Source organism: Flavobacterium lacus (assembly GCF_003268815.1).
In the GTDB taxonomy this organism is placed as follows: Bacteria; Bacteroidota; Bacteroidia; order Flavobacteriales; family Flavobacteriaceae; genus Flavobacterium; species Flavobacterium lacus.
In genome coordinates this window covers 1-17,082 of sequence record NZ_QLSV01000017.1, presented here as the reverse complement: position 1 = coordinate 17,082, position 17,082 = coordinate 1, and the positions used below count along the sequence as shown (strand labels likewise).

General features: G+C 34.3%; 23 protein-coding genes. 15 read left to right on the top strand and 8 right to left on the bottom strand.

Annotation, left to right across the window (positions count from 1 at the left end):
• Positions 1 to 74 precede the first annotated feature (74 nt).
• From B0I10_RS14350 to B0I10_RS14325, 6 genes are read left to right on the top strand one after another with little or no spacing between them, the layout of a single operon-like run.
• On the top strand, positions 75 to 716 hold the full coding sequence (locus B0I10_RS14350; protein ID WP_112087208.1) for a porin family protein: 642 nt from the start codon (positions 75 to 77) through the stop codon (positions 714 to 716).
• A 26-nt stretch (positions 717 to 742) separates the two neighbouring features.
• Complete coding sequence (locus B0I10_RS14345; protein WP_112087207.1) at positions 743 to 895, top strand: lmo0937 family membrane protein; 153 nt, start codon at positions 743 to 745, stop codon at positions 893 to 895.
• Positions 896 to 922: 27 nt separating this feature from the next.
• A complete protein-coding gene (locus B0I10_RS14340) occupies positions 923 to 1,204 on the top strand; it encodes a YtxH domain-containing protein (protein WP_112087206.1) in 282 nt (93 codons plus the stop codon).
• 11 nt (positions 1,205 to 1,215) lie between these two features.
• Positions 1,216 to 1,605, top strand: a complete 390-nt coding sequence (locus B0I10_RS14335; protein WP_112087205.1) for a hypothetical protein — start codon at positions 1,216 to 1,218, stop codon at positions 1,603 to 1,605.
• Positions 1,606 to 1,609: 4 nt separating this feature from the next.
• Positions 1,610 to 1,981 carry a hypothetical protein gene (locus B0I10_RS14330; RefSeq protein WP_146740373.1) on the top strand — a complete coding sequence of 124 codons (372 nt, stop codon included), beginning with the start codon at positions 1,610 to 1,612 and terminating at the stop codon, positions 1,979 to 1,981.
• A 20-nt stretch (positions 1,982 to 2,001) separates the two neighbouring features.
• Positions 2,002 to 2,664, top strand: coding sequence for a hypothetical protein (locus tag B0I10_RS14325; RefSeq protein ID WP_112087203.1), 663 nt, complete (start codon positions 2,002 to 2,004; stop codon positions 2,662 to 2,664).
• A gap of 52 nt (positions 2,665 to 2,716) precedes the next feature.
• On the opposite strand, the gene prfA is transcribed toward B0I10_RS14325, so the two are convergent.
• Entirely contained in the window at positions 2,717 to 3,790 is a 1,074-nt protein-coding gene (gene prfA, locus B0I10_RS14320) for a peptide chain release factor 1 (protein WP_112087202.1), read from the bottom strand.
• A 107-nt stretch (positions 3,791 to 3,897) separates the two neighbouring features.
• Between prfA and B0I10_RS14315 the strand changes: the two genes are divergently transcribed.
• The 3 genes from B0I10_RS14315 (at position 3,898) to B0I10_RS14305 (ending at position 6,090) form a co-directional block, all read left to right on the top strand.
• Complete coding sequence (locus B0I10_RS14315) at positions 3,898 to 4,365, top strand: DUF6265 family protein (RefSeq protein WP_112087201.1); 468 nt, start codon at positions 3,898 to 3,900, stop codon at positions 4,363 to 4,365.
• Between the two features lie 81 nt (positions 4,366 to 4,446).
• The gene (locus B0I10_RS14310; protein ID WP_112087200.1) at positions 4,447 to 4,917 is read left to right on the top strand and encodes a Na(+)-translocating NADH-quinone reductase subunit F; all 471 of its coding nucleotides are present in this window, start codon (positions 4,447 to 4,449) and stop codon (positions 4,915 to 4,917) included.
• 195 nt (positions 4,918 to 5,112) lie between these two features.
• Positions 5,113 to 6,090: a hypothetical protein gene (locus B0I10_RS14305; RefSeq protein ID WP_112087199.1), complete on the top strand. Its 978-nt coding sequence runs from the start codon at positions 5,113 to 5,115 to the stop codon at positions 6,088 to 6,090.
• A gap of 52 nt (positions 6,091 to 6,142) precedes the next feature.
• Here B0I10_RS14305 and B0I10_RS14300 read toward each other — a convergent pair whose 3' ends face one another.
• From B0I10_RS14300 to B0I10_RS14285, 4 genes are all read right to left on the bottom strand, one after another.
• Positions 6,143 to 7,606 carry an aminoacyl-histidine dipeptidase gene (locus B0I10_RS14300; protein WP_112087198.1) on the bottom strand — a complete coding sequence of 488 codons (1,464 nt, stop codon included), beginning with the start codon at positions 7,604 to 7,606 and terminating at the stop codon, positions 6,143 to 6,145.
• Between the two features lie 178 nt (positions 7,607 to 7,784).
• On the bottom strand, positions 7,785 to 8,135 hold the full coding sequence (locus tag B0I10_RS14295; protein ID WP_112087197.1) for a DUF2200 domain-containing protein: 351 nt from the start codon (positions 8,133 to 8,135) through the stop codon (positions 7,785 to 7,787).
• Between the two features lie 16 nt (positions 8,136 to 8,151).
• The gene (locus B0I10_RS14290) at positions 8,152 to 8,766 is read right to left on the bottom strand and encodes an MCP four helix bundle domain-containing protein (protein WP_112087196.1); all 615 of its coding nucleotides are present in this window, start codon (positions 8,764 to 8,766) and stop codon (positions 8,152 to 8,154) included.
• A 157-nt stretch (positions 8,767 to 8,923) separates the two neighbouring features.
• Positions 8,924 to 9,181, bottom strand: a complete 258-nt coding sequence (locus B0I10_RS14285) for a (2Fe-2S) ferredoxin domain-containing protein (protein WP_112087195.1) — start codon at positions 9,179 to 9,181, stop codon at positions 8,924 to 8,926.
• A 176-nt stretch (positions 9,182 to 9,357) separates the two neighbouring features.
• On the opposite strand from B0I10_RS14285, the gene B0I10_RS14280 reads away from it, so the two are divergent.
• The gene (locus tag B0I10_RS14280; protein WP_245943004.1) at positions 9,358 to 10,380 is read left to right on the top strand and encodes a DUF3810 domain-containing protein; all 1,023 of its coding nucleotides are present in this window, start codon (positions 9,358 to 9,360) and stop codon (positions 10,378 to 10,380) included.
• Between the two features lie 124 nt (positions 10,381 to 10,504).
• Here the strand turns inward: B0I10_RS14280 and B0I10_RS14275 are convergent, their stop codons facing one another.
• A complete protein-coding gene (locus tag B0I10_RS14275; RefSeq protein ID WP_112087194.1) occupies positions 10,505 to 11,809 on the bottom strand; it encodes an NAD(P)/FAD-dependent oxidoreductase in 1,305 nt (434 codons plus the stop codon).
• 521 nt (positions 11,810 to 12,330) lie between these two features.
• Between B0I10_RS14275 and B0I10_RS14270 the strand changes: the two genes are divergently transcribed.
• From B0I10_RS14270 to B0I10_RS14260, 3 genes are read left to right on the top strand one after another with little or no spacing between them, the layout of a single operon-like run.
• The gene (locus B0I10_RS14270) at positions 12,331 to 12,825 is read left to right on the top strand and encodes an RNA polymerase sigma factor (protein ID WP_112087193.1); all 495 of its coding nucleotides are present in this window, start codon (positions 12,331 to 12,333) and stop codon (positions 12,823 to 12,825) included.
• Positions 12,826 to 12,830: 5 nt separating this feature from the next.
• Positions 12,831 to 13,472 carry a hypothetical protein gene (locus B0I10_RS14265; RefSeq protein ID WP_112087192.1) on the top strand — a complete coding sequence of 214 codons (642 nt, stop codon included), beginning with the start codon at positions 12,831 to 12,833 and terminating at the stop codon, positions 13,470 to 13,472.
• Between the two features lies 1 nt (position 13,473).
• Positions 13,474 to 14,328, top strand: coding sequence for a TraB/GumN family protein (locus B0I10_RS14260; protein ID WP_112087191.1), 855 nt, complete (start codon positions 13,474 to 13,476; stop codon positions 14,326 to 14,328).
• On the opposite strand, the gene B0I10_RS14255 is transcribed toward B0I10_RS14260, so the two are convergent.
• Together B0I10_RS14255 and B0I10_RS14250 are read right to left on the bottom strand one after the other, a co-directional pair.
• Positions 14,325 to 15,128, bottom strand: a complete 804-nt coding sequence (locus tag B0I10_RS14255; RefSeq protein WP_112087190.1) for a lysophospholipid acyltransferase family protein — start codon at positions 15,126 to 15,128, stop codon at positions 14,325 to 14,327. The genes B0I10_RS14260 and B0I10_RS14255 overlap by 4 nt on opposite strands.
• Before the next feature lie 50 nt (positions 15,129 to 15,178).
• The gene (locus B0I10_RS14250) at positions 15,179 to 15,817 is read right to left on the bottom strand and encodes an NUDIX hydrolase (protein ID WP_112087189.1); all 639 of its coding nucleotides are present in this window, start codon (positions 15,815 to 15,817) and stop codon (positions 15,179 to 15,181) included.
• Between B0I10_RS14250 and B0I10_RS14245 the strand changes: the two genes are divergently transcribed.
• Both B0I10_RS14245 and B0I10_RS14240 read left to right on the top strand, forming a co-directional pair.
• Positions 15,806 to 16,510, top strand: coding sequence for a peptidylprolyl isomerase (locus tag B0I10_RS14245; RefSeq protein WP_112087188.1), 705 nt, complete (start codon positions 15,806 to 15,808; stop codon positions 16,508 to 16,510). The genes B0I10_RS14250 and B0I10_RS14245 overlap by 12 nt on opposite strands.
• Complete coding sequence (locus B0I10_RS14240; protein WP_112087187.1) at positions 16,510 to 16,953, top strand: DUF4268 domain-containing protein; 444 nt, start codon at positions 16,510 to 16,512, stop codon at positions 16,951 to 16,953. The genes B0I10_RS14245 and B0I10_RS14240 overlap by 1 nt, the downstream gene beginning before the upstream one ends.
• Positions 16,954 to 17,082 lie beyond the last annotated feature (129 nt).

Genomic DNA, 17,082 nt, shown 5'->3' with positions numbered 1-17,082 from the left:
TGCAACTTTGTACTGTTAAATAACAATAACAAACAGAATCAAATTAAAAACATCAAATACCTAAATTTTTAAACATGAAAAAATTAATTTTAACAACATTGTCCCTCGTTGCTTTTACATTTTCAAATGCACAAACAAATGACAATACAGCCACAGGCGCAAGCTTTGGGGTTAAGGGTGGAGTTAACTTCTCCAATCTTTACACAGAAGACGTGGACGACAATAATGTACTTACCAGTTTTAATGTGGGTATCTTTGTCACAATGCCCATTACGGAATTCTTAGCCATTCAACCCGAAGTTCTTTATTCAAGAAAAGGAGCCGAACTGGTCTATAACAACGCCTTTGCTACAGGTACAGCAAAATTTAAATTGAATTATATTGAAGTGCCGGTTTTGTTAAAAATTAATTTAACAAAAAACTTCAACGTTCACGCCGGTCCCTACTTTGCTTATTTGATCGACGCAGATGTAACCAATGAATCATCCTCCGGAAATTTTGACTTTGAAGAGAATTTGAGCAATGATGACTTCAATAAATTCGACTACGGATTATCTGCCGGATTAGGATTTGATTTTGATTCATTTGGAATTGGAGCTCGATACAACTATGGTTTAGCCAAAGTTGGAAAAGAAAGAGACTTTTTAGGTACGAATTACACTTTTCCTGATGGAAAGAACAGTAATCTTAGTATTTATGCAGCCTTTAAATTTTAATTAATAACATTTTAAAACGATAAATTATGTCAAATTTATTATACACCATCGCTGTAATATTGATCATATTATGGGCACTAGGATTTTTTGTGTACAGCATAGGATCGATCATTCACATCTTATTAGTTATTGCTGTAATTGCAATATTATTTAGACTAATAAAAGGAAAAAACATATAACTATTAACCATCTAAAAATTAGAAATTATGAAAGCATCAAATGTAGTATTAGGAGTAATTGGCGGATTAGCCGCAGGAGCAATTTTAGGTGTATTATTTGCACCGGATAAAGGTGAAAACACCCGTAAAAAAATTGCCAAAAAAAGTGGTGATATAAAAGATACCGTTAAATCAAGTTTTAATGATTTTTTAACTTCAGTGGAAGATCAGTATCATTCGCTTTCTTCAAAAGCAGAGGACGTTGCTCAAAACGTAGCCAACGAAGGAAAAGCGAATCTTGAAAAAATTAACCGCGAATTGAATAAATAAAAGTATAAATCATGGAAAATATAGCCACAAATTTGGGTAAGCTTTACGACAAAGCGGAGCAGTACTCAAGAACGAGCTTAGAACTCATTAAATTGAATGCAATTGATAAATCATCAGATGTAATATCATCGCTTGCCGTTGTTCTAACCCTTACACTTGTTGTGGCTATATTTACATTGTTTATAAATATTGGATTAGCTCTGCTAATTGGTAAAATCTTAGCAAATTATGCAATTGGATTTTTTATTGTATCAGGATTTTATGTTTTTGTTGGTATCCTAATTTATGTTTTCCGAAAATCATTAATTAAAGTTCCCATCGACAACATCGTAGTAGGAAAGCTACTGAAAACGAAAGATGAAAATTTCTACGAAGAGACAATCAATAATTCAAATGGATAGTACTATGAAAAAGCTAAATCAAAACGAATTATTGGATCAAAGAATTGCATTACTCACAGCACAGCACAAGCAAGAACTTAATGAAATAAAAGAACAGTTTAGACTTGTTCAAGAAAGCATTTCTCCATCCAACATTATTCAAGAAGGACTGCAAGGAGTATATGAAACAGTAACAAACAAAAACCATTTGCTTCCAACCGTGCTCAGTATTGTTGGTGGATATATCTCTAAAAAAGTTATTGTGGGAAGTTCCAGTAATCCGATAAAAAAAGTACTTGGTACAGTTTTACAATTTGTAGTGACCAATTACTTAACAAAAGTAAGTTCAAATGAAACTGTTTCAGATACAGAAGAACCAGAATTAAATAAATTATAACAACCTTAAACCTAAATAAAATGAAAAATTTAAAATCACTATTCCTAGCATCAATTGTTGCTACTACATTTGTTTCATGTGCAGACGAGAAAAAAACGGAAGCAGAAAAAGCCGTAAACAATTACACAGCTTACATTGATTCTGTTAGCAATGTTGCTTCAGAAGATCTAGCTGAAAAATGGGATGCTATTGAAAATGCTTATGTAGCTAAAAAAATTGAGGCAGAATCGGCTTTAGAAAATTTAGAAGATAGAGCAGAATTAGACAGAAAAGTTGAAGCATCTTCAGCAAAATACGAAGAATTTAAAGCAAATTTAGTTGCTGAAAGACAAAAAATGGAAGCGGCTAATTATAAAGCTAAAGTAAGATCTTCACTTTTTGGTGGTCAAGAAATTAATGACGACATGAGTTTTGCTTGGGTAAACAAAGACAACATCTTACAAACCTTTGAAACTTTTGTAAACACGGCTTCAGATAATAAAGACAACTATACAAGAGAAGAGTGGGACGAAATCAAATTGCTTTGGGAAGCATTAAATACCCGTAAAAATACAGTTGAAAAAGAAGGATTATCCGGTTCAGATAATTTAAAAATTGCAGGCTTAAAAACTCGATTTGCTACGTTCTTCAAGATTAATAGAATGTCAGCAAAATCAACAGAAAATGCCGAAGCAAAAGAATAACCTACTCTTTTGTGGAAAGGAAAACGGAGCCAATTTGGCTCCGTTTTTTTATTTAAAATACTTCCGATTCTTTTAATTTCTCCATGTTATTGACTAACTGAAGTTCATCAACAAATTTTTGGATTTTTCCATTCATCACTCCATCCATATCAAAAACATCTAAACCAATTCGATGGTCTGTTACGCGACCTTGCGAATAATTGTAGGTTCTAATTTTTGCAGAACGGTCACCTGAACTAACCTGTGATGTTCTTTTTACAGCATCTTCGGCTTGTTTTTTAGCTAATTCTTGTTCATATAAACGGGAACGCAAAACGTCTAACGCCTTATCTTTATTCTTATGTTGCGATTTTTGATCTTGACATTGAGCCACCAATCCAGTTGGAATATGCGTTAATCGAACCGCTGATTTTGTTGTATTCACCGATTGCCCACCAGGACCGGACGAACAGAAATAATCAATACGAACATCGTTCATATCAATCTGAACATCAAATTCTTCTGCTTCCGGCAAAACCATAACGGTTGCCGCCGATGTGTGAACTCTACCTTGTGTTTCCGTTTGTGGAACACGTTGTACACGATGTACGCCTGCTTCAAATTTCAAAGTTCCGTAAACATCTTCGCCGGTTACTTCAAAAATAACCTCTTTAAAACCACCTGAAGTTCCCTCATTCATATCTACAACCGAAGTTCTCCAACCACGTGATTCGCAATATTTAGTGTACATTCTAAACAAATCACCTGCAAAAATTGAAGCTTCATCTCCACCTGTTCCGGCACGAATCTCCACCATTACATTCTTCGCATCTTCAGCATCTTTCGGAATCAACATAAATTTGATTTCGTCTTCCAAATGAGGCATTCTTTCCTTGGCATCATCCAATTCCATCTTGGCCATTTCCACCATTTCGGCATCCGAACCATCGGCAATGATTTCGTTGGCTTCTTCAATGCTTTGCGTCAAACGGATGTATTCTTCACGCTTGTCCACCAAACCTTTTAAGGTTTTATATTCTTGGTTCAATTGCACATAACGCTTCTGATCGGAAATCACATCCGGTTGAATAATCAAATCCGATATCTCATCGAAACGTTGTTTTACATATTGTAATCTGTCTAACATGGTCTTATAACTCTATTTTGGAGTGCAAAAGTACGATTTTTTGTTTCAAGTGTCAAGTTTCTCATTTCAATGTTTTGTTGTAGTATTGTTAAATCAAATTTTAAAATATGAAAAATATATTTTATATCGCATCCATACTTCTATTTTGCTGTTTTTCCTGTCAACAAAATGCAACAACATATGCAGAATTAGAAAAAGCGAACTGGTTTTTAGGCCAATGGGAAAATGAAACTCCCGAAGGCACTTTCTCAGAAGAATGGATAGTTGAAAATGATTCTTTGTTGTTGGGTAAAAGTTTTTTCATTAAAGAAAATGATACACTTTTTTCCGAAACCGTTCGATTAGCTCAACGTGAAAATGATTTATTTTACATCGTCACCGTTCCCAATCAAAATGAAGCTAAACCGGTGGAATTCAAATTAACTTCTTCTACTTCAGATTATTTAGTTTTTGAAAATCCTACGCACGATTTTCCAAAAAAAATTACTTATAAATTAGTAATGAAAGACAGTTTGTATGCTGAGATTAGTGGTGATGGGAAGAGTCAGGGGTTTCCGTTTAAGAAAGTGAATTAATCTACTTCAAAAAGTTAACGATTGTTCCATGAATTCTGATGAATTTATTCATAAATTTGAATACATTCAAAAAAGTAAGTCATGGGAACTTCTAAAAGATTTAATGAGACCGTCAATAAATTGTATAAAGCTTTTCACGAAAACAACTTAAAACCTTTGTCCTTTCAGCATTGTGCAGTGGGAACGATTTTAGACCACAAAACGTATTGGAAAGAGTTTTCAGATGCTAATGGCAGCTTACAATTAAACTATGTTGGAGTAGTTCACCAGCGATTGGAAAGAAAATTCAATGGCTATTCCCCATTGGAACTATTGGAAATTGAAAAAACGTTCTTGCAAGGGTGTGGATATCAACTTCCCCTTCACCACACCACTTTTTCCTCTAAAAAGGTAGGCAAAAAGGTTTTATTTAACGGTTTAGAAGCGGTAATCGTTTTACTCTGTAAATTTGACAACATTCCAAACGTGATGAATTGTAGTGCGTTGTTTGATTATGATGGAAAGCAATTTCATTCTACACAAACGAAGTATCAAGATTTGGTAGGTGTCTGATTGTTCAAGATTTGCTAAATTTTGATTGGAGAATGGGTAGTTTCATTGTTTACAATAAGAGGGGATTGTCTATCAATTAGAGGATGAAATATAAATTTTTCAGATAAATTCTCCTAATTTAGCTGATAAGTCTGTCTTTAGAAGATTTCTAAATCATTACTATTTTATTACAATTTGAACTCTATTTAAGAAAATATGCAACGATTCTTAATAATTTATTTTTTAGTTATGGTTATAACTTTTATTTCATGTAGACAATCTACAAGTGATAACCAAACTTATGAAGAATATCATAACGAAATTCATAAAGAATTAGATAAAGTAAGTACAGAAATTAAAAAATTTGACCAACAGCTAGTGATTTTGTATCAAGAATCAGAAAACCAGCCGCAAAAAGTTTTAACTAAAATTGATAGCATTATTGAGGTTACAAAAAAAGAGAAAGACGAATTTAAATTACAGATTTCAGATCATATTATTTCAAGTTTATTTTATTTAAAAGCTGAGATATATTACGGTACAGGAAATTATGAAATGTCAATAGCAAATATTTATAAATCAAATTATAAATATAAGTCCATTCATTCTCAAGATGCAACAGCTATTGCTGCAAACTACATCAAACTTGGGAAAAGAGATTTAGCAAAATCTTTTATAGATAGTATTGGTAAAGGCTGTTATATTTATGATTATGCACTTGGAAATTATTATGAAAGTATCGAAAACAAAGATTCTGCCTTAAAAGTATACAATGAAATAAAAAATGACAAAAGACGTCACCAACATTATTTTTATTACCAACCTGTTCTAAATCGTATTATAAACATTGAGAAGAATAATCTCTTTTTTAAAGAAATATATTTTCCAACTGGACACCCTGATTTTGACATAACCATCAATGATGATAATGAGGTCAGAACTCAAATTCTAGACTATTTTAAAAATTTTCCTGAAGTAAAAGGATATTCAGTATATATTTATCAGGGTCCTTTAATTGACGAAACAGATTATTACTGGATTAGGGTTGGAAAAGGAGATAATTATGAAGATGATAATTTTGCTAAATACAATTTTGCTGTTTTTTCTGAACCTTTTGAAGTAAAGTTTTTTGAGCCGAAAACTAATAAAATGAGTAATCTTAAAGAATGGCGAAAAAAGAAAAACGGCATGTGATAGCCTTTTTAGCTCACAAAAAATCCCGACTTTCATCAGGATTTCTATCTTCTTACTTTTTCACCGGAATATTCTCCAAAATCTCCAACACAAATTTCCAATATTTTTGTGCCGATGAAATGGAAGCTCGTTCATCCGGGGAGTGAGCTCCGTGAATCGTTGGTCCAAATGAAATCATATCCATGTCCGGATAATTGGTGCCTAAAATACCACATTCTAATCCGGCGTGGCAAGCTACAACATTTGGTTTTGCACCGTTTTGTTTTTCGTAAATATTCACTAAAACATCTAAGATTGGAGAATTAACATTCGGTGTCCAACCCGGATAACTTCCGCCAAAAGTGACTTCGCAACCCATTAATTCAAACGCAGAACGCAACGCATTTGCCAAATCAAATTTAGAAGTTTCCACCGACGAACGCGTCAAACATTGAACGGTTATAGTTCCATCTTTTACAGTAACTTTTGCGATATTATTTGAAGTCTCCACCAAATCTTCCATATCGGCACTCATTCGGTAAACACCATTATGAGCGGCATAAATTGCACGAAGTAAACCTTCTTGCACACCTAAATCCATTACTTTTTTAGGTAATTCGGTTTCGGTGATTTCTATCGTTAAATTAGGTTCGGTGGTTTTGAATTCGGTTCTAATGTCATCAATCACTTCTTGCATATCCAATTGAAATGCTCCTTCATAAATAGCCGAAATAATCACTCTGGCAACACTTTCTCTTGGGATGGCATTGCGTAAACTTCCACCATTAATTTCTGCAATTTGCAAACCGAAATTTTCAAATCCGTCAAATAATAAACGGTTCATGATCTTGTTGGCATTGCCCAAACCTTTGTGAATATCCATTCCGGAATGACCACCTTTTAACCCTTTAACGGTAATGATAAAAGCCAACGAATTTTCGGGCGTTTCTTCTTCTTGATAATTTCGGGTTGCGGTTACATCTACTCCACCGGCACAACCGATGTCGATTTCATCGTCTTCTTCTGTATCTAAATTCAACAGAATTTCTCCATTCAACAAGCCGCCTTTTAAACCCATAGCTCCGGTCATTCCGGTTTCTTCGTCAATAGTAAAAAGGGCTTCAATGGCCGGATGTGGAATATCATTGCTTTCCAAAATTGCCATAATAGTCGCAACACCCAAACCGTTGTCGGCTCCAAGTGTAGTTCCTCTGGCACGAACCCAATCGCCATCTACCACCATTTCGATTCCTTGTGTATCAAAGTCGAAAGTAGTATCGTTATTTTTTTGATGAACCATATCTAAATGCGATTGCATCACGATTGTTTTTCTATTTTCTAATCCTGCAGTAGCCGGTTTTCTGATGATTACATTTCCGACTTCATCTTTGATGGTTTCTAAGCCTAATTGCTTTCCGAAATCCATCATAAAAGCAATTACCCGTTCTTCTTTTTTAGACGGACGTGGAACGGCGTTTAAATCGGCAAATTTATTCCAAAGTGCTTTGGGTGCTAGGTTTCTGATTTCTTGGTTCATTTTTTCTGAGTTGCTGAGATTCTAAGATTCTGAGTTGCTGAGTTTTTTTCAGCAATGCAAAGTTACAAAGAAATTGAGGGATTTTTGGAAATGAAAAAGGGAAAGTTTTTGGAAAATTAGAATCGAAGCGTATTTAGAAAATGTAGTTCAAACTAAAATGATTGAGATTTCAAAATGGCTACTGTCTGAAAATCTTCTCCATTGTTTTCCCTTTTGATAACTCATCTACCAACTTATCTAAATAACGAATTTGCTGCATGAGTTTGTCTTCCATTTCTTCTACACGGTAGCCGCAAATGACGCCTGTTATTTTTGAAACATTTGGATTCATTTGTGGTGCTTGAGCAAAAAAAGTTTCAAAATCAACTTTAAGATCCAATTGGTTTTGGAAGGATTCTTCGTTATATCCTGTGAGCCAAAATATAATTTCATCCACTTCTGCTTTGGTGCGACCTTTTTTCTCCGCTTTTAAAATATAATAAGGATAAACACTTGCAAAAGAGGTTTTAAAAATTTTAGTATTGTTCATTTCTTTTCTAGTTTCGTTAGTTCAAATTTGGAAATTTTGTGTTTGAAACTAAACTTTTAGAGGTAAATACAAGCGCTTGAAGCACAATCAATATGATAACTATGATAACAAAAACAAACTGGGACGATGTTTTTCCTGAGAGATACAATTCTTCAGCATGATCCATGATTTGTTTAGATTCGGCTAACTGAATTGCAGAAAGTTCATTGAGAATTACAAGTGCCTTATTCGCAAATTCTAATTTTACTTGAATAGGATGAATATCGGATTCAAACGCTTTGAGTATAAGTAACAATTCATCTGCTTTGCTTGTTTCTGCAGTTGTAAATTTAGTTTTTTGATAGGCATTGCTTACCGTTACAATATCGGCAATTAAATTATGTACACTGTTGATTTTAATAACATCAGTCGAATCAGAATTTATTACTTCTTTAATTTGATAAAAACCACTCGTCATTTTTAAAATAAATTCCTCAGCAATTAATCGGTCTTCATACAAGGTGCTGATTGCCTTTTTTACGTTTTCTGTATGCGTTCTGTCAAGGTAATTACTGAACAACACCAATACACAAAGTGAAAAAAGTGCACCGGAAGCCGTCAATTTATTTTTTATACTGTAGGTCCATTTCATAGTTCTTAAGAATTTAAGACTCACAGATGATTTGTAAGTACCTCAAATATATAACATTTAAACCTATTCAAAAACAAGTTGGCATTCTAGAACTTTAATTGCGCTTGGTAAGCAATAATAATCACCTCAATTTAATTATTAAGAAAGAAGTAAAACGTTAAGCAATATGCTTTTCAAAGAGTTTTTTAGCATCCTTAGTCGATACTTTGCCCACACATTCATTCTTGTGAATACACAAAACCGGAGCTTGTTTGCAGATGCCTTGGCATTTCATTTTTTCAATGAAAACTTTATCTTTCAAACCATTTTCTTTGACTAAGTCTTTTAGACAATCTTTGATTTCGCTATTGTACTTACAACATTTTTTGCCGTCGCAGAAATAAATTACTTTTTCGGATTTTTTTGCTTTTCCCATGATTGAAAAATGATGTTACAAATGTAAAAATATTATTCTTATTTATTCTAAATAAAGAAGTTAAATTTATTAAAATTTCGCCAAACCTTTTACCAATTACCAATAACCCATCACCTTTTCATATATTTGACCCTGCTATGATTCAAAAAAAATACATACTCCCACTATTCCTTTTGATGCAAATTATTGTATTAAAAATCGCTTCTTTATTTCCGAAGTTTATAGAAGATTATTATAGCAACGGTATTTACCCGATTATCTCAAAAATTTCAAGAACTACGTTTGGATTTACTTCCATTTCCATTGGTGATCTTATTTACGGTATCGTTTTGTTTTTGGTTTTCCGATGGTTTTGGAAGGTTCGAAAAACGTGGAAAATTAGTTGGAAAGACAATTTGTTGAAAATTGCAAGTTTTGCTTCCGTATTTTACTTTCTGTTTCATTTGTTGTGGGCAACCAATTATCATCGGGTGAAATTGTATGAAAAAATGGAAATTAACAAAGAATATTCCATATCAGAATTAGAAGCTTTTACGCTAAGGTTAATAGAAAAAACCAATGCCATTCAACAACAAATCACACAAAATGATTCCGTAAAAGTGGTCGTTCCCTACTCAACTCAGGAAATTTTTGATTTGAGCGTCAAAAGTTATACTACACTTGAAAAGGAATTTTCTTTTTTTGGGTATGAAAAAGAAAGCATCAAACCCTCGCTGATTAGTGTTCCATTAAGTTATATGGGATTTGGCGGTTATTTAAATCCATTTACCAATGAAGCTCAAGTGAATGATTGCCTACCAAAATATAATTTCCCGACTACCACGTTGCACGAAATGGCTCATCAAATCGGCTATGCCAGTGAAAGCGAAGCCAATTTTATCGGGTTTTTAGCTTCTGTGAAAAGTGACGATATTTACTTTCAATATTCCGGTTATAGTTTTGCCGTGAAACATTGTCTGCGAAATTTAGAACGCATCAAAGAAGGCAGCAGTGAAAAGTTTTTACCCTTACTCAATCCGGGAATTCTCAAAAACTTTGAAGAAAGTAAACAATTTCACGAAGAATACAAAACGTTTTTAGAACCGATTTTCAAAACCTTTTACGACAATTTTTTAAAATTCAACAAACAAAAAGACGGTTTGGAAGGCTATAGTAAGTTTGTGGGATTGATGATTGGGATGGAAAAGAGTGTTCAGTAAGCAGTTTTTAGTAGGCAGGATTTACTGAACACTAAAAACTGAACACTGCATAATTAAAGAGTGTTCAGTAAGCAGTTTTTAGTAGGCATGATTCACTGAACACTAAAAACTGAACACTGCATAATTAAACTTCATCCGCCACAAAAGAAGTCACATTTTTCTTTTTAAACGGTCTGATAATTAATCGTCCTTCGCGGTCTAAACGGATATAATTGTATATCCAATTGGTCAACACTACCGCTTTATTTTTAAACCCGATGAGGGAAAATAAGTGTACAAATATCCAAACAAACCAAGCAAAAACGCCACTAAAATGAAACCTTGGTAGATCAACCACAGCTTTGTTTCTACCAATCGTTGCCATCGAACCTTTGTCGTTGTAAACAAACGGTTTGAGCGGTTTTTTATTTATTTTTTTAACGATATTTTCGCCCAGCCATTTTCCTTGTTGCATCGCTGGTTGTGCCATCATAGGATGTCCTTTCGGGTTTTTCTCAGACAACATCGCAGCAATATCGCCAATCGCAAAAATGTTATCGTAACCTTCTACTTGGTTAAATTCATTTACTTTTACGCGATCCGCTCGTGGAATTATCGCATTTGAATCTATTCCGGAAGGCAATGCTCCTTGCACTCCGGCTGTCCAGATTACGGTAGCGGTTTCAAAGGTCAAATCAGTGTTGGTGGTTACGGTAGTTCCGTCATAGCCGGTCACACGCACATTTTTCCAAACATTGACACCTAAGTTAATCAAAAAATCTTCTGCGGCTTGTGATGATTTTTCGCTCATGGTATCGAGAATTCTATCGCTTGCTTGGATCAAATTAATTTGCATTTTTCGCACATCCAAATCGGGATAATCTTTGGGAAGAATGGCTTTTTTCATTTCGGCCAAAGCTCCGGCTAATTCTACTCCGGTTGGTCCACCACCAACGAGTACAAAATTGATTAAACTGTGTCGGTCGTGAATATCGTTCGTCAACAAGGCTTGTTCAAAATTTTCGAGAATCAAACTTCTGATGTTGAGTGATTGTGGAATGGTTTTCATTGCCACACTATTTCGTTCGATCTCTTTGTTGCCAAAAAAATTGGTTTTGGAACCGGTGGCTAACACCAAATAATCATACCGCAAATCGCCAATATCGGCTTTTACTTTTTGGTTTTGTGTATCGATTTCGTTGACAAAACCTAAACGGAAATAAAAGTTTTGGTATTCTTGAACCACTTTCCGAATGGGGTAAGCGATTGAACCGGCTTCGAGTCCGCCCGTAGCTACTTGATATAAAAGCGGTTGGAATGTATGGTAATTGTGTTTGTCGATTAAAACGACCTGAACACGTTGGTTTTTGAGGCTTTTGGCGAGTGCAATTCCGGCAAATCCGCCACCGATGATGACTATGCGAGGAAGATTGGTATTTGGGATGTTCATTTTTTTTGTTGCTGAGGTTCTGAGTAACTGAGCTACTGAGATTTTGTATGGCAAAGATAGTTGATTTTAACATTTGATGAATTACTCGTTTTTTGATAGGTCAAAATTTAACTGAATTTTATCATTTTTGGTTGGTAATTTTGCCAGAAAGAAGACAAGGCACAGAGCTTAGGGTTGCGGGTTGGAAAGTTGCGGGTTGCGAATTGTGACCACAAATTGTAAAAAATTAATAGAATATCGAAAAAGGATTAGTCGCAACCTGAAACTTGAAACTTGAAAACTGAAAACTGATAACTGATAACTGACAACGGAAATAGCCCCGATAGCAGTGGAAAGCCTTTTGCAGGATTGTTGCAGTTTTTCTTGGCAAAAAAAAGCGACCAATCCCGATAGCTATCGGGACTCTTTTTTTGCCTTAGAAAAACGCAACAAGACAAAAAAGCTTGGAACGGATAGCGGGATTAGCTTCTGAAAAATAGTGTATCTTGTAACAAATTTTATATTCCGACTACTAACACACTATGAGCAATTCACTGGAGCAATCTTTTGTTACGCAATTAAAGGAAAATCAGAACATCGTTCACAAGATTTGTCGTTTGTACACGTCGGGTGAAGATGCGCACAATGATTTATTTCAGGAAATTACGATTCAGTTATGGAAAGCATTTCCGAAGTTTCGTGGCGACTCGAAATTTTCGACGTGGGCGTATCGTGTGGGATTAAATACTGCCATTACGTTGTATCGAAAAAGTACGCGGTCGATTGCTACCACCGACATGGAAGGCAAAAAACAGTTTATTGCCCCGGATGATTATAATTTTGAAGAGGAAGAGCAAATAAAGTTGTTATACAAAGCCGTGCAACAATTGAATGACATTGAAAAAGCACTGGTTTTTATGTATTTGGAAGACAAAGATTATGAAGAAATTGCCGAAACGCTGGGAATTACTGAAGTTAATGCAAGAGTAAAAATGAATAGAATTAAAGGAAAATTAAAAAAAATCGTTAATCCATAAGTAGTATGACTGAGGAATTGGATTTATTGAAAAAAGCTTGGAAAAAAGACGCACACTCATATGAGCAAGTGACGGAAAACCAAATATATAAAATGATTCACAAACGATCGTCTTCCATTGTAAAATGGATTTTGATGATTAGTATTGCCGAATTGATTTTATGGGCAGGAATTGGCTTGTTCACCGTGGATGATAATTATTTAAAAACCTTAGAAATGTATCATATTGATTCATTATTTAAGGTGTTAACTGTAATTAACTATGTTATTGTTTTCTTTTTTATCTATGTATTTTATAAAAATTTCAGAACAATTTCGACGACTGATACAGTCAAAAAATTGATGCGTTCGATTATAAAAACTCGTAAAACAGTTCAGTATTACATTTGGTATAATTTAGGCATGTTTGCCTTAATTTTTATAATTGTGGTCATTTCTCAAATCACGTATGATCCGAATATTAATTCGGTTTTGGAAAATGCAAAAGACAGTAATCCACAGGCATTTTGGATTGTGATTGGATTAACGTACTTCGTTTTATTCGCTGTAACTTTTGGATTGTTCTGGCTATTCTACCGGTTAGTTTATGGGTTTTTGATGAGAAGATTATACAAAAATTATGAAGAATTAAAGAAAATGGATTTTTAATATGAAAAAGATAGTTTTAGCATTATTGACAATTTTTTCAACTCAAGTTGAAGGACAGAATTTAGAAAATTCCCTTCTGTGGAAAATTTCAGGAAATGGTTTAAAAGAGGCTTCCTATTTGTATGGAACCATCCATATAACATGTGATGATAAATTGCCACCCAAGGCTGTTAAAGCAATGAATCAAACCAAACAGCTCTATTTGGAATTAGATATGGACGATCCAACTCTACAACAATCGATGATGGGCGGAATGATGATGAAAGAGGGTAAAACATTAACCTCTTTATCCTCAGCAGAGGATTTTAAACTTGTTGACGATTTTTTACAAAAAAACTTGGGCTATTCAGCACAAATGCTCAACACTATCAAACCCTTTATGATTAGTGCTATGCTTTACCCGAAAATGATTGATTGTGAAATGAAATCGGTGGAAGGAGCTTTAATAGCCTTATCTAAAGAACAAAATGAAGAAATTTTAGGTTTAGAAACCGTTCAAGAACAACTTGCCGTATTTGACGCAATTCCTTATGAGGTTCAAATGAACGAATTAGTTAAAACCGCTAAAAGTAATTTAGACCACGACAAAACTGAAATGGATTTAATGCTTAAAACATATAAATCGGAAGATATCACTGCGATGGTAGCCATGATGAAAGAATCGGAAAACGAAATAACATCAAAGTTTGAAGAAGTTTTGCTAACCGATAGAAACAAAAAATGGATTCCACAAATTGAAACAATAGCTAAAGAAACGCCAACATTTTTTGGCGTTGGAGCCGGCCATTTAGGCGGAGAAAATGGCGTTATAGTCTTATTGAGAAAAGCGGGTTATAAAGTTGAAGCTGTTTTTTAATATTCCCACATTCTTTTTTTGTCTAATTCTTTTTGTTCTTCTAAAACTTCTACCGGAATTACTTTGAGTAACGAAGCGTGTTGCTCAATGGCAAATTCGATCTTCTCAACAATTTCTTCAATGGTTTCGTTGTCATAATCAATTTCAAGTGGTTCTTTAATGACCATAGATTGAAGAATGCCCTTTTTCTTAATACGAAGTCCTTTACGATCAAACGACCTTCTAAAACCGTCAATTACGATTGGAACCACAATCGGTTTATGTTGTTTGATAATGTGAGCCGTTCCTTTTCGAACGGGTTTAAACGAACGCGTAGTTCCTTGCGGAAAAGTGATTACCCAACCATCATCTAGGGCTATTTTTATATTCTCAGTATCGTTCGGATTGACTTCACGTTTAATATCTTGACCTTTAGCTCGCCATGTTCTTTCTACCGTTATTGCACCAGCATACGCCAGAATTCTGGGTAACAAACCCTCTTTCATGGTTTCGCTTGCAGCAACATAATAAATATTCAATTTAGGATTCCATAAATAACCAACGTTTTTAATGTTATCCTCACGACCACTTAAACTGGCATTAAAAACATGAAACATCGCCACTACATCAGCAAAATAGGTCTGGTGATTGGAGATGAACAAAACACCAGTGTCAGGCAAATTTTTAATGATCTCAGAACCTTCAATATGCATTTCATTAAAACCGCGATAACGTTGATGCGTCATCACACCAAAAATACGTATCAGCCATTTTTTTAAAAACAGAATATGTCCGAAAGGATTTCTTTTAAACAATCCCATAATTATTTTTATTAGAAAAATTGATTGCGAATTTATAAAAATCAAATCAATTAAAGTACCATTTTAATAGTTTCTTTTAGCTCACTCATCATCATTGCTGTGGCTCCCCAAACAATGTGCTCTTTCACCAAAAAAGCAGGAACATCAATTTCATTGGCATATGAAGTCGTTAATTTTCTCATCACCACATTATTATCATCTAAAAAATCACGTAATGACAATTCAATTATTCCGGCGACTTCATCTTCCTGCATAACAAACTCCAATTCTTTCTGACTAATCCCTAAAAAGGGAGAAACCAAAAAATTACTAGGTGGAATATATACCTCCGTAAACGATTTAACGATTTCTACACATGTCCGATTCACCCCAATTTCTTCTTCTGCTTCACGCAAAGCAGTGTGAGCTAACGATTCATCTTCCAATTCTACCTTTCCACCAGGAAAAGCAATCTGAGACGAATGAACGCCAGGATACGTATTTCGAACAATTAAAACTAAATGCGTTTCATTATTTTTAGGATAAAAAAGCATTAAAACTGCTGCTTTTCTAGGTTGATACGAATCATAATCCATCTCTTTCAACAACTCTTGTCGAAACAAAGGAGCCATTTTTAAATGAGCACTTGTAGCAGGAAGCGATTCTTTTGCTATTTTTGGAACATATTTTAAAAAACTATGAAATTCCATACAATACTCCTTTTTTTAACGATATCAATTTTATTTTCATGTGAAAATAAACCTAAAGATACATCAGAAAAAAATAGAGAGCAAAAAAATGATTCAGTAAACAAAAAAAATAGTGCTGAAAAACCAAAATATGATTTAGAAACAATTGTACTTACAGACGAAAATGTAGTCGGCTTTTTAACCTGGTATGGCGAAAGAAATCCCGAAAACAAAGTCCTTATCGAAACAAAATATGGAAATATAGAAGTCGAATTGTCAGATAAAACACCATTACACAGAGCCAATTTTATCTATTTAGTCAAAAAAAACTATTTCAACACCACTTATTTTCATCGAGTAGTCAAAAATTTTATCATACAAGGCGGAAGCTCAGATGAATCTATCACAAAAAAAGATAGAAAAAACATTGGCAAATACCTCATTCCTCCCGAATTCAACAACGGACTCAAACACCATTACGGAGCCTTAGCTTCCGCAAGACTATGGGAAGAAAACCCCGAAAAACTCAGTAATCCTTATGAGTTTTATTTCGTTCAAAACAAAAACGGAGCTCATCATTTAGACAAAGAACACACTGTTTTTGGCAAAATAACCAAAGGTTTTGATGTAATGGACGAAATTGCCAACCAAGAAACCGACAAAAAAGAATTTCCACTTTTGAATATAAAAATCAAAGTAACCCTCATTAACTAATGTTCAGTAAAGAAGAAGCACAAAAGATAAAACGAGAATTTTGGATCACCTTCGCACAGGAATATCCAAGAAAATGGTTACTATACAACACCAAAATAAAAGATGTAACCTTCAAATTTCATGTCGATAATAAAAAAGCCATGGTTTCTTTAGATATCGAACCCAAAGACGAAGAACACCGAAAAATTTATTTCGAAAAAATGGAATCACTCAAAACCATACTGGCAGAAAATTATTTACAAGACGCCATCTTCGAAAAAAACTTCCACCTTGAAAACGGAAAAATCATCAGCCGAATTTGGGTCGAAATCGATAACATTAGCATCAATAACAAAGCCACTTGGAACACAATTTTTACCTTCTTTGCAGAAAAAATGGAATCCTTCGAATACTTTTTCTACGAACACGAAGACTACATCAAAGACCTTGAAATAAATACTTAATTATAGTTTGGGCGTGCCCCTCCGACAAGCTCTAGGTCGGGCTTTTCGCTGCAAGTCCTCGTCCAAAGGTTGGTTTTTGTCGGGCTGTGCTCGGCTTCTTTGGTCGCCGGCTCAACCCGCAAAAACACA

What these genes read in the sequence shown, in the direction of transcription:
- B0I10_RS14335 (WP_112087205.1), top strand. Translation starts at nt 1,216, where the DNA reads ATGGAAAATATAGCCACAAATTTGGGTAAGCTTTACGACAAAGCGGAG.
- B0I10_RS14345 (WP_112087207.1), top strand. Translation starts at nt 743, where the DNA reads ATGTCAAATTTATTATACACCATCGCTGTAATATTGATCATATTATGG.
- B0I10_RS14240 (WP_112087187.1), top strand. Translation starts at nt 16,510, where the DNA reads ATGTTCAGTAAAGAAGAAGCACAAAAGATAAAACGAGAATTTTGGATC.
- B0I10_RS14275 (WP_112087194.1), bottom strand. Translation starts at nt 11,809, where the DNA reads ATGAACATCCCAAATACCAATCTTCCTCGCATAGTCATCATCGGTGGC.
- B0I10_RS14300 (WP_112087198.1), bottom strand. Translation starts at nt 7,606, where the DNA reads ATGAACCAAGAAATCAGAAACCTAGCACCCAAAGCACTTTGGAATAAA.
- B0I10_RS14315 (WP_112087201.1), top strand. Translation starts at nt 3,898, where the DNA reads ATGAAAAATATATTTTATATCGCATCCATACTTCTATTTTGCTGTTTT.
- B0I10_RS14325 (WP_112087203.1), top strand. Translation starts at nt 2,002, where the DNA reads ATGAAAAATTTAAAATCACTATTCCTAGCATCAATTGTTGCTACTACA.
- B0I10_RS14255 (WP_112087190.1), bottom strand. Translation starts at nt 15,128, where the DNA reads ATGGGATTGTTTAAAAGAAATCCTTTCGGACATATTCTGTTTTTAAAA.
- B0I10_RS14265 (WP_112087192.1), top strand. Translation starts at nt 12,831, where the DNA reads ATGACTGAGGAATTGGATTTATTGAAAAAAGCTTGGAAAAAAGACGCA.
- B0I10_RS14260 (WP_112087191.1), top strand. Translation starts at nt 13,474, where the DNA reads ATGAAAAAGATAGTTTTAGCATTATTGACAATTTTTTCAACTCAAGTT.
- B0I10_RS14350 (WP_112087208.1), top strand. Translation starts at nt 75, where the DNA reads ATGAAAAAATTAATTTTAACAACATTGTCCCTCGTTGCTTTTACATTT.
- B0I10_RS14245 (WP_112087188.1), top strand. Translation starts at nt 15,806, where the DNA reads ATGAAATTCCATACAATACTCCTTTTTTTAACGATATCAATTTTATTT.
- B0I10_RS14340 (WP_112087206.1), top strand. Translation starts at nt 923, where the DNA reads ATGAAAGCATCAAATGTAGTATTAGGAGTAATTGGCGGATTAGCCGCA.
- prfA (WP_112087202.1), bottom strand. Translation starts at nt 3,790, where the DNA reads ATGTTAGACAGATTACAATATGTAAAACAACGTTTCGATGAGATATCG.
- B0I10_RS14290 (WP_112087196.1), bottom strand. Translation starts at nt 8,766, where the DNA reads ATGAAATGGACCTACAGTATAAAAAATAAATTGACGGCTTCCGGTGCA.
- B0I10_RS14280 (WP_245943004.1), top strand. Translation starts at nt 9,358, where the DNA reads ATGCAAATTATTGTATTAAAAATCGCTTCTTTATTTCCGAAGTTTATA.
- B0I10_RS14270 (WP_112087193.1), top strand. Translation starts at nt 12,331, where the DNA reads ATGAGCAATTCACTGGAGCAATCTTTTGTTACGCAATTAAAGGAAAAT.
- B0I10_RS14310 (WP_112087200.1), top strand. Translation starts at nt 4,447, where the DNA reads ATGGGAACTTCTAAAAGATTTAATGAGACCGTCAATAAATTGTATAAA.
- B0I10_RS14285 (WP_112087195.1), bottom strand. Translation starts at nt 9,181, where the DNA reads ATGGGAAAAGCAAAAAAATCCGAAAAAGTAATTTATTTCTGCGACGGC.
- B0I10_RS14295 (WP_112087197.1), bottom strand. Translation starts at nt 8,135, where the DNA reads ATGAACAATACTAAAATTTTTAAAACCTCTTTTGCAAGTGTTTATCCT.
- B0I10_RS14305 (WP_112087199.1), top strand. Translation starts at nt 5,113, where the DNA reads ATGCAACGATTCTTAATAATTTATTTTTTAGTTATGGTTATAACTTTT.
- B0I10_RS14330 (WP_146740373.1), top strand. Translation starts at nt 1,610, where the DNA reads ATGAAAAAGCTAAATCAAAACGAATTATTGGATCAAAGAATTGCATTA.
- B0I10_RS14250 (WP_112087189.1), bottom strand. Translation starts at nt 15,817, where the DNA reads ATGGAATTTCATAGTTTTTTAAAATATGTTCCAAAAATAGCAAAAGAA.